Below are 14,692 nucleotides of genomic sequence, written 5' to 3' on the forward strand. Positions count from 1 at the left end.
TAATTATAATAACCAAAAAAAATAAGGTGGGCATTGCCCACCCTACCAATATTAATTAGTACGGAACCTAGCTAATTCTTTGCCGGTCTTAGCATCATGAGCATGAACCGTACAAACCAAACAAGAATCAAACGATCGCGCTACATGGCCCACTTCTACGGGGTTGGTGCTATCTTCGATGGGAATACCCACTAACGCCTCTTCAATAGGTCCTCTGGTATGATTTCCATCTCTGGGTCCCACGTTCCAGGTGGTGGGTGCAATCACTTGATAATTCTTGATTTTACCCTTTTCTACTTCAACCCAGTGACATAAAGCCCCACGACTGGCTTCAGTCCCACCCCAACCGCGGCCATCTTTTTCGGTGGGTTTAATGTACCAGGGATCGTTTAATTTAAACTCACGCAGACATCTTTCAACTTCCCGATACAGTTTCACTGATTCGTGCATCCGTGCAAACTCACGGAGATGGATGCTAGCTCCACCCATTTTCTTGAACATATCCAAGATTAAACCATCATAGTGTTGCCAACTTTCTCCATGTTTGCCACCAGCAACTAACTGACGGGCCAAAGAACCCACTTCCATGCGGCCTAAGTCCTTATGACTTACTGCAGTGGACCAGGAATATTTACCGTCGTAGTCGTTAGTATTAAGATGTTTAGGTTGAGTGGTGCGATCAAACGGATGAACGTCTGCGGTTCCTTCTTCGTACCAAGCGTGGCTGGTATTTTCCCGTGCAAAGGTATGGTCTACCATGTGGTGCATATCGGTGAAGCTGTCGTAAACTCCACCTTTCATGATCACTGCGGCGTTACGGCCTTCTACAGTAGGACGTTGATACTTGTCTTCGTGAGGGAGATAACCCCAAGTTAAATAACGGCCAGGACCACCACCATACTTATCTAAACCTATATCTAACCCCATACGCCAATAGAAACCGAGATCGGAGTTTGCATGGTTGGGACTCTCATCTAACCATTCTAAAAAGTCTTCGTAGGTTTGGATCTCTTCGTATCTCTCTAAGGAACATCCCAACCAAACTGGTTCTAACCAGTTAGTTCGGAAATATTCCATAATACCCCAGCCTCTAGTAATATCGGTTAGAGTGGGCGCACACATGACACCACCAGGAACCATATAACTAGAATGAGGCCATTGTCCCCCAAATAAAGCGTAAAGTTCTACGGGTTTAGCTGAGGTGGTAATAGCTAATTCGTAAGAAGTCCCAGTAAACGCACTAAACCGCTTACAAGCTTCTTCGTAGAAAGGGCTATTTTTATACTTTTTATTGGTTAAGTCGATCGCATATAAAGCATAAAAATGTCTGGGGTGACTTTGGATGGTTTCGACTAATTGGCCTAAGTTTCGTGCTAGGATGGCGTTACGAGGCACTTCTGTTCCCCAAGCAGTGTCTAACGCCCAAGACGCACAAGTTAGATGAGATGCGCCACAAATACCACAGATACGGGGAGTTACGATAAGGCCAGCTTGGGGATCTTTTCCTTTTAAAATAACTTCAAAACCCCGAAATAATTCGGCTTTGGTCCAAGCATTAACGACCTGGCCATCTTCAATATCTACTCTAACGTCTAAGTCCCCTTCGACTCTCCCCACTGGGGATATTTCTAATTTTTGTACTGCCATAATGTTACTCTCAAGAATGGTAAATATTTTAGTTATCAGTGACCAGTTATCAGTTAAATAAATTTATGGGTCACTGTTCACTGGTCACTGTTTAGTGTTTAGACTGTAAAGATATCTTCGTTCGCCCAAGAAGGACTGGCATCTTTAGATACAACGGTCATTAAGGCATAATCTTTCTTATTAATACCTGCCGGTAACTCTTTAGGAACACCCATTACAGTCTGTGTTTTAAAGACGGTTCCTGGTTTAAGATCATGGAAAGGAAACTCCGGTTCAGTACAGCCTAAACAGGGCATACCGGCACGGGTTTTAGAGGAAACACGGTTCCATAAGATACGATTACAAGAAGAGTGAGTCATGGGTCCACGACATCCCATATCATAGAATAGACATCCAGTCCGTTGTCCGAAATCTTGAGTGGTTGCTTTGTAGGAAAAGTGCATATTACGGGTGCAACCAGTTTGGGTAAAGCTTCGGAAGAAGGTTTGCGGACGGTGGAACTCATCAAGGGTTAAGTCTCCGACTCTTCCTGTGGCCACTGCTACTAAAATTTGAGAGATCCAGTCAGGGTGTGCTGGACAACCGGGTATATTAATAACAGGTAAGCCAGCTTGGGATACATAATCAGTCCCCAAAAAACCTCCTTTGTTCCGTTTGAGGAATTGAACCCCAAGGGACTCGCTAGGGTTGGGTTCCATTGCTGGAATGCCCCCGTAAGTGGCACAGTCTCCCACTGCAACCACGAAACCAGCTATTTTTGATAAGTCGGTTAACCAGTCTTTCATCGGACGACCGGCGAAACGGTTCCATTCACCAGTTCCGTTGGGGGCGTTGACGACGCTTCCCTCATAGACTAAGATATCTACGGGGACTTTACCGTTAACACAGTCGTGTAACAGTTGTTGTAATTCATCACCTAATTGCAAACCCAGGGATGGATGCCATAAGACATTAATCCCAAAGTCAGTAATTAAGTCTACGACGGTGGGTTCTTCTGCATTCAGAAAGGAAATTGTATTCCCAGAACAGGCACCACCTTGCAGCCATAAAACATTAGCCATAGACTGTCTCTTATAGGTTTTCAAGTCATTATGCTATAATTTTAGTCATTTCTTGGCATGATTTAAGCTTTATTTAACTGTTGTTTAGATAAATTTTGATGCTGTAAATTTTCTTATTACTTGTTGATATTTTGCTCTATTTTTCTATTAGTTTTCACCATGAAATCATGACACAAAGATTATAAAAGTGTATTAGAATTTACAGACACTTGTTTATTAACTTCAACATCAAACGATAAAAAGCTTGTAAATATGGTAAATTACAAAAAAATTGTTGGTATTCGGTATAGCTCCAACCGCTCTTATTTTGGCTGGCTTATTTGATTACTTCAACACAAAACATTCCTCTAGAGAAAAAGCAACTGACTCATCAAAACCTAAATCAGTAGAGATAGAGAGAAGACCTAACAAGCTTCCTCAACAAAAGCATGATAATGATAATATTAGCTCTAAAAAGTCAACTTATTTACGAGAAGAGAATCCAAAAAAAACGAAAGAAGAAGCAGACAGATTAAGTGAAAACCAAAAACCTAATTCTATTAACAACAAAAATATAATAGGATTTGAATCAGATAATAAGTTATCAAAAAATTCTGATAATACGATTATTACTTACTTCGGTAATAAAGGGCAATATACTGTAGATTATGAAGCAGGAACCTATTATGGTTGTGTGGATGGAAAAGGCTGTCTATTTTTAGGTAAAGATAAGAAAATAGGAGATTTTGTTTGGAGAAATGGTACTTACATTTACCAGATAGATAATGATCAAGTTGAAGTATTAAATCATAATCAACTAATTTTTGAAGATGCACTTAAAGAACAAGTAGATAGTATTCCTAAACAAGAAAATAGCAATGATACTAAAAAAATCACATTTTATGGTAATAAAGGTCAATACACTGTAAATTATGAAGCAGGAACCTATTATGGTTGTGTAGATGGAAAAGGCTGTCTATTTTTAGGTAAAGATAAGAAAATAGGAGATTTTATTTGGAGAAATGGCACTTACACTTATTCAATTAATGAATATAATCTCCAAGTTCATAATAATGGTAAACTAATTTTTCAAGATCAATTTAACTAATTAAATGATGATGATTAAAAGTCCTTTACGGTATCCTGGTGGAAAATCAAGAGCGATTAAACAAATAGAAGAACAGTTACCTAATGATTTTTCTGAGTATCGAGAGCCATTTGTTGGGGGTGGTTCAGTTTTTATTTATCTTAAACAAGTTTATCCAAATGTCAAGATTTGGATTAATGATTTAAACCCAGAATTATATTTATTTTGGAAAATTGCTCAATCTGATTTAAAAATGTTAGTTACTGAACTAAAAGCTATCAAAAAAAATAGAAAAGATGGACGAGAATTATTTACGGAATTAAGTCAAGTTGATGTACAAAAAATGTCTGATTTTGATAGGGCAGTTCGTTTTTTTGTATTAAATAGAATTACTTTTTCAGGAACGATTGAATCAGGCGGTTACTCAGACAAATCTTTTCACAGCAGATTTACAGAATCATCTATTGATCGCGTAGAAAGGTTAGGTGATCTTCTTCCAGAAATTCGTATTACTAACTTAGATTATAGAGAAGTTGTTAAACAAGAAGGTGAAAATACTTTTATCTTTTTAGATCCTCCTTATTTAACGGCAACCAAGTCTAAACTGTATGGAAAAAATGGAAATTTACATACATCATTTAATCATCAAGACTTTGCCGAAACCATGAAACAATGTGACCATCAATGGTTAATTACTTATGATGAGGCTCAAGAGATTAGAAACTATTTTCAAGACCATACTATTATTCCTTGGAAGTTACAATATGGCATGAATAATTATAAACAAGGGAAAGCTGAAAAAGGACAAGAAATTTTTATTAGAAACTACCAACAAGAGAAACCTATCCCAAAAAGTCAACAATTGTCTTTAAACTTAAACATTTGTTAACTAGAAATGAAGAGAGAGAAATCAAGAAAAAAATTGATTAGAATATAAAGAAGAAAATACCATTAATCGTTAAACTGTATGCCTAGAGTTAATCCCCACACCCTGCAAATGCAAATATCACGAATGTTTGAGCAAGGACAATCCTTTTTTTGTGCCATCAAAGTCCAAGATTGGTTAAGAGAACAAAACGAAGATCCCAATGCCTACGAAATTTCATTTCATCCTCAACCAGTATCCCCTAATTCTAACCTCAAAACAAGCATGAGAATAGAATTAAAACGCAAAGATGGTCAAGCAGTTGATCCCTGGTTACAAGAAGAACTTAATCGTAGTAGTTAATTAAGTTTATTAACACCTAGCTCTTGATTCCGTCATCTTAAAAAAAAAATCTGTACAATATATAGAAATATAAATGACTCATTACGAAAATACTATCGCTAACTATTCAAGCAACTTAACAGTGATCGAAAATACCAGCGACAAACAAATTCAAAACCTAGCTCTAACCATAGCCCAAGCAGCCGACGATCGCAAAGCCAGCGATATAACCATCCTCAAAGTCACAGAAGTTTCCTATCTAACGGATTATTTTGTTATTGTGACAGGGTTTTCTCGCACTCAAGTCAAAGCCATCGCAGATGCGATCGAAGAAAAAGTCTATCAAACCCATCAACAAGTTCCTAAACAAACAGAAGGGAAAAACGACGGTAACTGGATTTTACAGGATTTCGGGGATGTCATCGTTCATATCTTTCTACCCGAAGAACGAGAATTTTATAACTTAGAAGCCTTCTGGGGTCATGCAGAAAGGCTAGAATTTTCATCATTAGAAGTTACACAAGTATCACGATCATGAGGGAATCATCTATACAAGTTTGTCCAGTTCCCCTAGAACAACAACCAGTTAACGAATATGAGGAGTTGAAAGAATCTTGGTTTTTTCAGTGGGCAACCTTAGAAACCCCCCTGTTTTGGCGTAAAATAGCTGTTGTTTGGATAATAGGCTGGTTTATAACCAGTCCCATTGCAGCAGCAAGCTTTTCTCCCGATCAATCTGTGTTACGCTTTGTTCTCCTCAGTAATTTGGGTGCCGGGTTTATCTTAGCCTTGATCCTATTACAATTATTCTTTGGATGGCACTATGTCAGCGATCGCCTGAAAAAAGAAACCATCTTTTATGAAGAGTCAGGATGGTACGACGGACAAACCTGGCCCAAACCCCCAGAAATGTTAACCCGCGATCGCCTGATTGTCTCCTACCAAATTAAGCCCATTTTAGGACGCTTAACCCGTACTACCGGGATGTTAGCCTTATTAATGGCAGGGGATAGCATGGTTTGGCTATGTTTATAATTCAAGTTAATTCTTTATGACAACCAGAGCAAAACGTCACATAACACCAAAACTAGAAGTTCACCTACTGCGAGAAGGGATCGTAGAATCAACCCATCACATAGAAGCAACGGTTTGTGATGACAGGGGACGGGTTCTCTCCGTCGCCGGCAACCCAGAAACCACAGCCTTTGTTCGTTCGGCCCTTAAACCCTTTCAAGCATTAGGGGTGATGGCTACAGGAACCCTCGAACGCTATGATTTAAGCGATAAAGACCTCGCTATTATCTGTAGTTCCCATCAAGGAAACGTTGAACAAGCTAGACAAGTGTTTAATGTTCTCTGGCGAGCGGATATTGACCCCAGTGCCTTACAATGTCCTACCCCACCAGGATGCAGTAGTCCTTTACAACATAACTGTTCTGGAAAACACGCCGGAATGTTGGCCGTGTGTCAGCAACGCAACTGGCCATTAAACACCTATTTAAAGCGATCGTCTCCTGTACAAAAGTTGATTTTAGATAAAATTGGGGAATTATTAGGCATTCCAGGGGCTGAGTTGATCGGCGCACACGACGACTGTGGCGCACCCACTTATTCGATGAAACTCTCCCAGATGGCCCATTTATACGCTCAACTGTCTTCTGGAAAACGTCTAGACCTAGAACGGATTCTGCGATCGATGACTTATTATCCCACTATGGTATCCGGTGAGGGATCTTTCGATACTGAGTTGATGCGTTTAACAGAAGGGGAGTTAGTTAGTAAAGCAGGGGCCGAAGGAATTCAATGTATTGGCCGCGTCGGGGAAGGCATGGGACTAGCAATAAAAGTCCTAGACGGCTCGAAACGAGCTAAGTCTGCTGTAGCTATCCATATCTTACGGCAAATGGGTTGGATCAGCACCAGCGTGGCAGAAAGTCTTGCCGAAACTTTTATGATGTTGAGTAGTTATAAACGATTAGAAGTAGAAGGAGAGTTAGTGATGTCTTGATGATTGTCTTAGTCCCCGTAACCCTTCCCTATTGCCTGTTCCCCGTTCCTTATTCCTTTTTTTTAAAAAAAGCTTGCAATTTTTTAGACCTTACTGTTATACTAGGAAAGGCGACGCGGGATAGAGCAGTCTGGTAGCTCGTCGGGCTCATAACCCGAAGGTCGGTGGTTCAAATCCGCCTCCCGCTATTCTTTAGAAGAAGTAAGGGTTAACAGAAGTTGACTCTTACTTTTTTGTTTATAAATAATCACAAAAAATTTTTTTGTCAAGTTTGTACTGTTGATTTTTGGAGAATGATTCTTTGAAATGTTGAAACGCTATCAGGGTCTTTTGTTGTTATTATTGATTACTATTATAACGTCAGGAATTACCTTTTTTTCTTCGGCATTATCTGCAGATCAAACTTGCGTTTATCATGAAGAAGCTTATCAAGGAATTAATTTATCCAACTTAGGCAACGAATTAGAAACAACAGGGTTATTAGGAGAAATTCATGGGGTTATTCCCCAAGACAATGTATTTGTTTTATCCGTTCGTGATCCTGATAACTTTTTTAAATCACAGCAATTCTCTGTGATTCCTGGTAACAATAAAACACAAGATATTTTAAGAAATACAGATAGGCATGACCAAGTTTGTTTACAAGGAAAATTAGTTAAAAATCCCAGTCCACAGCCCCATATTGTAGTTAAATCGGCTGTAGTAATGGAATCATGGAATGGATTAGAAGGTTACAAGAATTATGAATACCAGGCAAACATACCAGTAGATTTAAAGTATAAAAATCATGCAGTTTTTAAAGTTCATGCTATTGATAATGAAGGAAAAATATTAGTAGTCGAATATAAAGATAAAGTAATACCGATTTTTGTTAATAATCCAGAATTAACCAAAGATTTATATCGCGGAGACTTAATTGATTTGAGTTATACGATACAATCATGGCCAAAAAAACCTACTCACTTAAACTTAAATTTAAAAGCTAAAAATCCTTTAAAAGTAGTCGATCAATTGGTAGCAAAGCACGAAATAGAAGAAACATTAACAGGAAAATTAGTTAAATTTCCTCAAAGTCCTCAAATCAAATTTGACGTTTATGCCATAGAAGTTACAACTCAAGGATTATCTCGTTATTATACTTTAGTGAATTTTGAAGATGCAGAAGAATTTGAAATTATTCGAGAAAAATTAGCAACCATTTGGAAAAATCACTTAGAAACGGTAAAAGCTGGTCGTAACTTTTTAATTAATCCTAATGTAATGATTAAAGCACAAGGAAAAATTAATATTATTTCTCCTCAACAAGCTAATCCCCAAATTCTCTTAGAAAATGCTAACAAAATTCAAGTTATCTCTTGATAAAAAACAAAAAAATTACAATCTTTTCAAAGAATAATTATTGATAAGGTTAGGGTCAACTATAGCACTACGAAACCTTGTAGGGTGGGCATTGCCCACCTTACAGTAATGTCATAACTTAAGTAATATTGGACATTTTGAGAGAGGCTGCTTGATAAATGATGGTTTCCTGGTCATCTTCAAGATTAATTTCGGGGTCTTCTCCTGGGGTGGTAATGAGACGGGCCCCTTTACTTTCTGTAAAGTAACTCCACGCCCATTGAACCATGACAATTAATTTATTATCGAATTCCAACAGATAGAAAACGTGGATAAATAACCAAACAAACCAAGCCAAGAAACCGGACAATTTTAACCAACCCATATCCACAACCGCTTGATGTTTACCAATCACTGCTAAATTACCCCAGTCCCTATATTTAAAGGGTTTGGGAGGACGGTTTTGTAGTCCATTGCAGATAAAACGGGCGACATATTCTCCTTCTTGCATGGCTACAGGAGCGATACCGGGTAAAATTCCTCCTTTTTCATCGGGATAATGGGCTAAATCTCCAATAACAAAGATATTTTTGTAGTTAGCTAAGTGAAAGTCAGGTTCAACTATCACCCGTCCCGCTTTATCCAGTTGTGCCTCTGCACACTCAGCTAACATCTGAGCAACGGGAGAAGCTTTCATGCCGGCTGTCCAAAGAATGGTACGGGTACGAATTTGTTCTAAGGTATCACTCTGACGATAGGTTACTAACTGTCCTTTAATATCCGTGACTCTCACACTTGTCTTGACTGTTACCCCTAACTGTTCTAAAGATTTTTGGGCTTTTAGAGAGAGATGGGGAGGATAATTCGGCAAAATGTATTGAGGGCTTTGTAAGAGGATGATTTTTGCTTCAGAGGTTTCAATATTGCGAAAATCCTCTTTTAAAGTTCCGTGAGCTAATTCAGCTAAAGCGCCGGCTAATTCCACCCCGGCTGGTCCACCCCCTACTAAGACAAAGGTTAACCAGTCTTTGCGTCGTTCTGGGTTCAGTTCTTTTTCCGCCGATTCAAAAGCAATAAAGACCCTTCTACGGATTTCTATGGCATTTTCAATGGTTTTTAACCCTGGGGCTTTTTCTTCCCAACTATCGTCAAAATACTTCTGTGTGACCCCCGTGGCTAAAATGAGAGAATCATATTGAATGTCTCGGTAACGAAGTTTGACTGTTTGCCGGTCTGGGTCAATTTGAGTTACTTCCCCCATCAAAACTTCTGTATTCTTGTTTTTGCTCAATAAAGCTCGTAAGGGAGAAGAAATATCTGCTGGAGATAACCCTCCTGTGGCGACTTGATAAAGTAGGGGTTGAAAAACATGGAAGTTTCGTTTATCAATTAAGGTGACTTTAACATCGGCTTTCGCTAATTTCTGTGCTGCATAAAGTCCACCAAAACCTCCGCCAACAATTACAATATGATGAAGGCTATTGTCATTGTTTTGTTGCTTAAACATAAAGTTTTATCCCTTTTTAGATTGGGGTGAAAAGATTTAGGAAAACAAATACTCACACAAAATTAATACATCTTTGGGGTTTAAATACAGACGCATTGAAGATTGATAGTGTTGTTGAGGTGATGTTTAAAAGAGTGTTTAAGTCCCTTAAATCTTATTCAATTATTAGTATAAATTACCTAAGTATAACTAACAGTGTATCTCACTACTGTTTAATTTACCGATTTCTAGTATGATCTCAATAATATTTTGAAAGTAAAAGTAATACTGAAAACTTATATATTTCAGTATGGATAAATAAGTATCAATTATTAATTAAATCTTAGATTTGATAATCAATAATTATTCAATTCTTAATCAATCTTTTTATCAGCGGTCGCCCTAAGTTACTATACTGAAATAATTGAGAGAAAACCCCTTTAGAATTCTCAGTTTCCCCCCGCATGAACTACCATTATGAATTAAGGTGTTGCGGGTTAGGGATGTCTCAGAAAAAGATTAAAGATGTAAATAAGCTGCTTCTGCTTCGAGTTGACGGACTAAATAATCATTATTAGAAGACCGAGCAACTTCTAAGCGATGTTGTAAACTCTTTCGTAGACTTTCCCGATGAGTTTTGATAGCTTGTGTTACCGTTTCTTGACTCATTTTGTTCATAGTAAACATCCTTTTATTGATTTTTATGGTATGTGCTACTCCTAACATAACATCTAGTCCGTGTTTGTTGCCAGTTATTAAGAAATATTTATGACATTGATTCCCATGACGAAACAATCAAAAATTAAGGCGATCGCTCTTTTGACAGATTTTGGCTTAAAAGATGGCTATGTAGGGATCATGAAAGGAGTCATAGCTGCTATTAATCCTAATATACCCATGATTGATCTGACTCACCATATTCCACCTCAGCAAATCTGGCCCGCTAGATTTTGTTTAATGAACGCCTATCTTTACTTTCCTAAAGATACGGTGTTTTTAGCGGTAGTTGACCCAGGAGTCGGTAGTCAGAGACGCAGTGTCGCCATTGAGTGTTCCCAGGGGTATTTAGTGGGGCCTGATAACGGTTTATTTAGTGGTATTTTGGCGCAATATCAAGCAAAAAAAGCGGTATCTTTAACCAATACTGACTATTGGCGCGTTAAGGATGTTAGTTTAACTTTTCATGGTCGAGATATTTTCGCCCCAGTTGCTGCTTATTTAGCCTCTGGCGTTCCTTTAGAAGCCCTAGGGGAAGTTATTTCTATTGATAGTTTAATAGATTTTCCGTTACAATTTCCTCAAATTACAGACGAAAAGATACAAGGTTCCATTCAATATATTGATCATTTTGGCAATCTAATTACTAATATTTTGCCCCATCATGTTAAAAATAAAAATTGGTCAATTGTCATTAACAATCAAAAGATACAATCGGGTTTAACTTATAGCGATGTTCCCCTAGGAGAAATGATAACATTAATTGGTAGTCATGGCTGGATAGAAATTGCGATCAATGGAGGTAACGCACAAGAAAAAATGCAGCTTCAATGGGGAGATAAAATCACCATTCTTTTTAAATAAATTGATACCATTATTTATTAATTACTTGAATTATTGTTAACTTAAATAATATGAGTTTTACTAGCAACAAATCAAATCAAGAGAAGATTAGACAAAAAGAATGGAATTATATTTGGAAAAAATTTAAACGAGATCCTTTAGCTATTTTTGGATTAATAACTTTAACGATTATTATCATATCAGTGCTAATTGGACCATTTATTTATCAGGTTTCTATTGATGAAATTGACTTTTCTCAAGCCAGTAGTGTACCCAGTTTAGATCATCCTTTTGGAACCAACTCTCTAGGACAAGATATTTTAGCAAGGGTTTTTTTTGGTGGAAGAATTTCTCTCACTGTCGGAATTTTAGCTATGTTAGTTGCTATTTTTTTAGGAACAACCATAGGAGCGATCGCAGGATTTTACGGAGGAATTGTTGATGGTTTATTGATGAGGTTAACGGATTTATTTTTAGCGTTGCCTCAGCTACCTTTGTTATTATTAGTCGTCTATTTATTTAGAGAACCCATTAAAAAAGTTGCCGGTCCAGAATTAGGAATTTTTGTCTTAGTTGTATTGGTTATTGGTGGACTCAATTGGATGTCCGTTGCACGACTGGTCAGAGGAAATGTTTTAAAATTAAGAGAAATGGAATTTGTCAAAGCAGCAGTTGTTTTAGGAGCAAAACCTAGCCGTATTATATTAATTCATATTCTTCCTAATGTATTGAGTATTATCATAGTAGCAGCTACTTTAGGGGTAGGGAATGCTATTATTACCGAATCAACTTTAAGTTTTTTAGGATTAGGATTTCCCCCTGATGTTCCCACTTGGGGTCAGATGTTATTCCAAGCAAAAGATTATTTAACCACTGCACCTCATATTGCTTTTTTTCCTGGTTTGGCTATCTTCTTGACCGTTTTAAGTATTAACTATATTGGAGATGGACTAAGAGATGCCTTTGATCCTAAAAATACAAAATAATCTCAACTATACCTATTATGTTACTGGTTTAATCAATACAAAGCAAAACATAAATTTTGGTGGTTGAAATTTTTATAAAAAGCGGACAAATTAGGACATATTCTACTTAGACTTGAGCAAAGTAACATTTAACCTAACTAATAACTGGTAAGCGATGCCTAATCGTTGTTCATAAGATACAATGAGGCATCAACTTTCAAGATTCTCTATAAAATAAACCTATTATCAATGATCGTATCCTCAAAAACTATCCCTTTTGTCGATTTAACTCTACAACATCAACCCATACAAGCTGACATTGAACAAGCCATATCCACAGTGGTTCAACGGGGAGATTTTATTCTAGGAAAAACCTTAAAAGAATTTGAAGCAGAATTCGCTCAAGCTAGTGGTGTTAAATACGGTGTGGGAGTAGCTTCAGGAACTGATGCGATCGCTTTAGGATTACAAGCTTGTGGCATTACTCAGGGGGATGATGTCTTAGTTCCAGCTAATACCTTTATTGCCACAGTAATGGGAGTCATTCAAGCAGGAGCTACTCCTATTTTAGTTGATTGCGATCCTCATACGGCTCTGATTGATTTAAACTTAGCTGCCAAAGCCATTACCCCTAAAACAAAAGCAATTCTCCCTGTTCATTTATACGGTCAAATGGTATCCCCAAGGGCGTTATTAGACTTTGCCCAAGTTCATGATTTAATTATATTTGAAGATGCTGCCCAGGCACATTTAGCCCAACGAGAAGGTTATAAGGCTGGATCAGTGGGTATGGCGGCAGCCTTTAGCTTTTATCCGAGTAAAAATTTAGGGGCCTTTGGTAACGGGGGAATGCTAATTACCTCTGATGAAGACGTTGCTCAGAGGGTTCGTACTTTACGGAATTATGGCGCGCCAAAAAAATATTACCATACAGAAGTCGGTAAAAATAGTCGTTTAGACACCTTACAAGCAGCCATTTTACAAGTCAAACTCCCCTATTTGCCTCAATGGAATCAATTGAGAAATCAAGCAGGACAAATTTATGATCAAGGGTTAAAATCAGGGGAAGATAAGGGAATAATTACTATTAAAAATCTGAGCCAAGAGGGTCATGTTTATCATCTCTATGTTATTCGTATTAACAAAGATTGTTCTATGTCTCGTGACCAGGTACAACAGTTCCTGGCAGAACGAGGTATTCAAACCGGCATCCATTATCCCATTCCTTGCCACTTACAACCTGCTTATAAAAGCTTAGGGTATCAATTAGGAGATTTTCCTCAAGCTGAGATGCTTTGTGAGCAAATTTTATCCTTACCTATGTATCCTGGTATTACGTCAGACCAAATTGCTTGGGTGATTGAACAATTATCGTTAATTTAAGTAATTTATAGTTAATATTAATTAGGTTAGTAAAAATGCAAACAACTTCCAAAATTAATCCATTTATTGAACGAAATTTAGGCAATGTCTTGATAATTGCTTTTTTAACTGTTCTTTATGCTCCGCTTATTTTTTTCTGGTATGATGGCTGGTTAAATAAAAGTATTAATATTGATCACGAATATTTTAGTCATGCCATCATTGGCTTTCCCTACGCTGCCTATATCATTTTTGGAAGAAATCGCCAAAAGTGGCAAAAACTACCTAATAAAATTCATCCCCTCGGTGGCTTTTTTCTTGCCCTAGGATTAGCTTTTTATATCACAGGAACGAGAGAATTAGTTTCTTTATCTTTCCCTATTGTGATTACAGGAATTATACTCTGGTTAAAAGGAATACCTGGATTAAAACTGAACTGGTTTCCTCTAGTTTTAATTTTCTTGGGAACACCGAACGCTATTCCCTATTTAATCACTCCTTATACCTTACCCTTACAAAAATTTATTGCTTCAGTTGCTTGGTTTCTATTAACACTATTGGGTATCAATACACAAGTAGATGGAATTTATCTTTATGTCAATAACATCCCCGTGGAAGTGGCTCCTTATTGTGCTGGTTTAAAAATGCTCTTTACCAGTTTATATGTCACCCTTTTATTATTAGACTGGACGGGTAATCTTAAAAATAAAGGACGAGTGATTACTTTATTAGTATCAGCCGTGACCATTAGTGTTACAGCTAATATTATCCGTAATACCTTCTTAGCGGTTTTTCATGGTAATGGTATGGATAAGGCTTTTGATATTCTCCACGAGGGTTGGGGAGGAGACCTTTACTCTGTGGGAATGTTAGGAACTATTGTTGGAACCAATTGGTTACTTGATCGTTTTTCAGAAAATTCTAAAGTTGTAGAAGAGGTCAATAATGATAATCTTGATGAACAGTTTGATCACCAAAATGATCCCCAATAA

The 14,692-nt window shown here is 37.5% G+C and carries 15 protein-coding genes and 1 tRNA gene; 12 read left to right on the plus strand and 4 right to left on the minus strand.

All coding sequences use genetic code 11. The features are described 5' to 3' along the window. Positions 1–51: 51 nt before the first annotated feature. Together CY0110_RS09815 and CY0110_RS09820 are read right to left on the minus strand one after the other, a co-directional pair. Positions 52–1,647 carry a nickel-dependent hydrogenase large subunit gene (locus CY0110_RS09815; RefSeq protein ID WP_008275259.1) on the minus strand — a complete coding sequence of 532 codons (1,596 nt, stop codon included), beginning with the start codon at positions 1,645–1,647 and terminating at the stop codon, positions 52–54. A 98-nt stretch (positions 1,648–1,745) separates the two neighbouring features. Beyond that, complete coding sequence (locus CY0110_RS09820) at positions 1,746–2,708, minus strand: hydrogenase small subunit (protein ID WP_008275260.1); 963 nt, start codon at positions 2,706–2,708, stop codon at positions 1,746–1,748. 274 nt (positions 2,709–2,982) lie between these two features. Here CY0110_RS09820 and CY0110_RS27935 point away from each other — a divergent pair, with 274 nt between their 5' ends. The 8 genes from CY0110_RS27935 to CY0110_RS09860 all read left to right on the plus strand — a co-directional run bounded on the left by CY0110_RS27935 (position 2,983) and on the right by CY0110_RS09860 (position 8,348). Continuing rightward, positions 2,983–3,795: a hypothetical protein gene (locus tag CY0110_RS27935; protein ID WP_008275261.1), complete on the plus strand. Its 813-nt coding sequence runs from the start codon at positions 2,983–2,985 to the stop codon at positions 3,793–3,795. 10 nt (positions 3,796–3,805) lie between these two features. Beyond that, entirely contained in the window at positions 3,806–4,663 is an 858-nt protein-coding gene (locus CY0110_RS09830) for a DNA adenine methylase (RefSeq protein WP_035799054.1), read from the plus strand. A 78-nt stretch (positions 4,664–4,741) separates the two neighbouring features. Beyond that, positions 4,742–5,002: a hypothetical protein gene (locus CY0110_RS09835; RefSeq protein WP_008275263.1), complete on the plus strand. Its 261-nt coding sequence runs from the start codon at positions 4,742–4,744 to the stop codon at positions 5,000–5,002. A gap of 73 nt (positions 5,003–5,075) precedes the next feature. Continuing rightward, a complete protein-coding gene (gene rsfS, locus CY0110_RS09840; RefSeq protein ID WP_008275264.1) occupies positions 5,076–5,519 on the plus strand; it encodes a ribosome silencing factor in 444 nt (147 codons plus the stop codon). Continuing rightward, entirely contained in the window at positions 5,516–6,016 is a 501-nt protein-coding gene (locus CY0110_RS09845; protein ID WP_008275265.1) for a CGLD27 family protein, read from the plus strand. Before rsfS ends, CY0110_RS09845 begins: the two co-directional genes overlap by 4 nt. A 16-nt stretch (positions 6,017–6,032) precedes the next feature. After that, complete coding sequence (locus CY0110_RS09850; protein WP_008275266.1) at positions 6,033–6,989, plus strand: asparaginase; 957 nt, start codon at positions 6,033–6,035, stop codon at positions 6,987–6,989. Positions 6,990–7,103: 114 nt separating this feature from the next. Continuing rightward, a tRNA-Met gene (locus CY0110_RS09855) sits at positions 7,104–7,177 on the plus strand. Positions 7,178–7,295: 118 nt separating this feature from the next. Further along, entirely contained in the window at positions 7,296–8,348 is a 1,053-nt protein-coding gene (locus tag CY0110_RS09860; protein WP_008275267.1) for a hypothetical protein, read from the plus strand. Between the two features lie 118 nt (positions 8,349–8,466). Here CY0110_RS09860 and CY0110_RS09865 read toward each other — a convergent pair whose 3' ends face one another. Together CY0110_RS09865 and pirA are read right to left on the minus strand one after the other, a co-directional pair. Further along, entirely contained in the window at positions 8,467–9,834 is a 1,368-nt protein-coding gene (locus tag CY0110_RS09865; RefSeq protein WP_008275268.1) for an NAD(P)/FAD-dependent oxidoreductase, read from the minus strand. A gap of 498 nt (positions 9,835–10,332) precedes the next feature. Continuing rightward, on the minus strand, positions 10,333–10,491 hold the full coding sequence (pirA, locus tag CY0110_RS30375) for an arginine synthesis PII-interacting regulator PirA (protein WP_008275269.1): 159 nt from the start codon (positions 10,489–10,491) through the stop codon (positions 10,333–10,335). A gap of 90 nt (positions 10,492–10,581) precedes the next feature. Here pirA and CY0110_RS09870 point away from each other — a divergent pair, with 90 nt between their 5' ends. The 4 genes from CY0110_RS09870 to crtB all read left to right on the plus strand — a co-directional run bounded on the left by CY0110_RS09870 (position 10,582) and on the right by crtB (position 14,692). Then, entirely contained in the window at positions 10,582–11,394 is an 813-nt protein-coding gene (locus CY0110_RS09870; RefSeq protein WP_008275270.1) for an SAM hydrolase/SAM-dependent halogenase family protein, read from the plus strand. A 50-nt stretch (positions 11,395–11,444) separates the two neighbouring features. Continuing rightward, positions 11,445–12,359, plus strand: coding sequence for an ABC transporter permease (locus CY0110_RS09875; protein ID WP_008275271.1), 915 nt, complete (start codon positions 11,445–11,447; stop codon positions 12,357–12,359). Positions 12,360–12,587: 228 nt separating this feature from the next. Then, a complete protein-coding gene (locus CY0110_RS09880; protein ID WP_008275272.1) occupies positions 12,588–13,721 on the plus strand; it encodes a DegT/DnrJ/EryC1/StrS family aminotransferase in 1,134 nt (377 codons plus the stop codon). Positions 13,722–13,756: 35 nt separating this feature from the next. Next, entirely contained in the window at positions 13,757–14,692 is a 936-nt protein-coding gene (gene crtB / locus CY0110_RS09885; RefSeq protein WP_008275273.1) for a cyanoexosortase B, read from the plus strand.

Source organism: Crocosphaera chwakensis CCY0110 (assembly GCF_000169335.1).
Taxonomy (GTDB): domain Bacteria; phylum Cyanobacteriota; class Cyanobacteriia; order Cyanobacteriales; family Microcystaceae; genus Crocosphaera; species Crocosphaera chwakensis.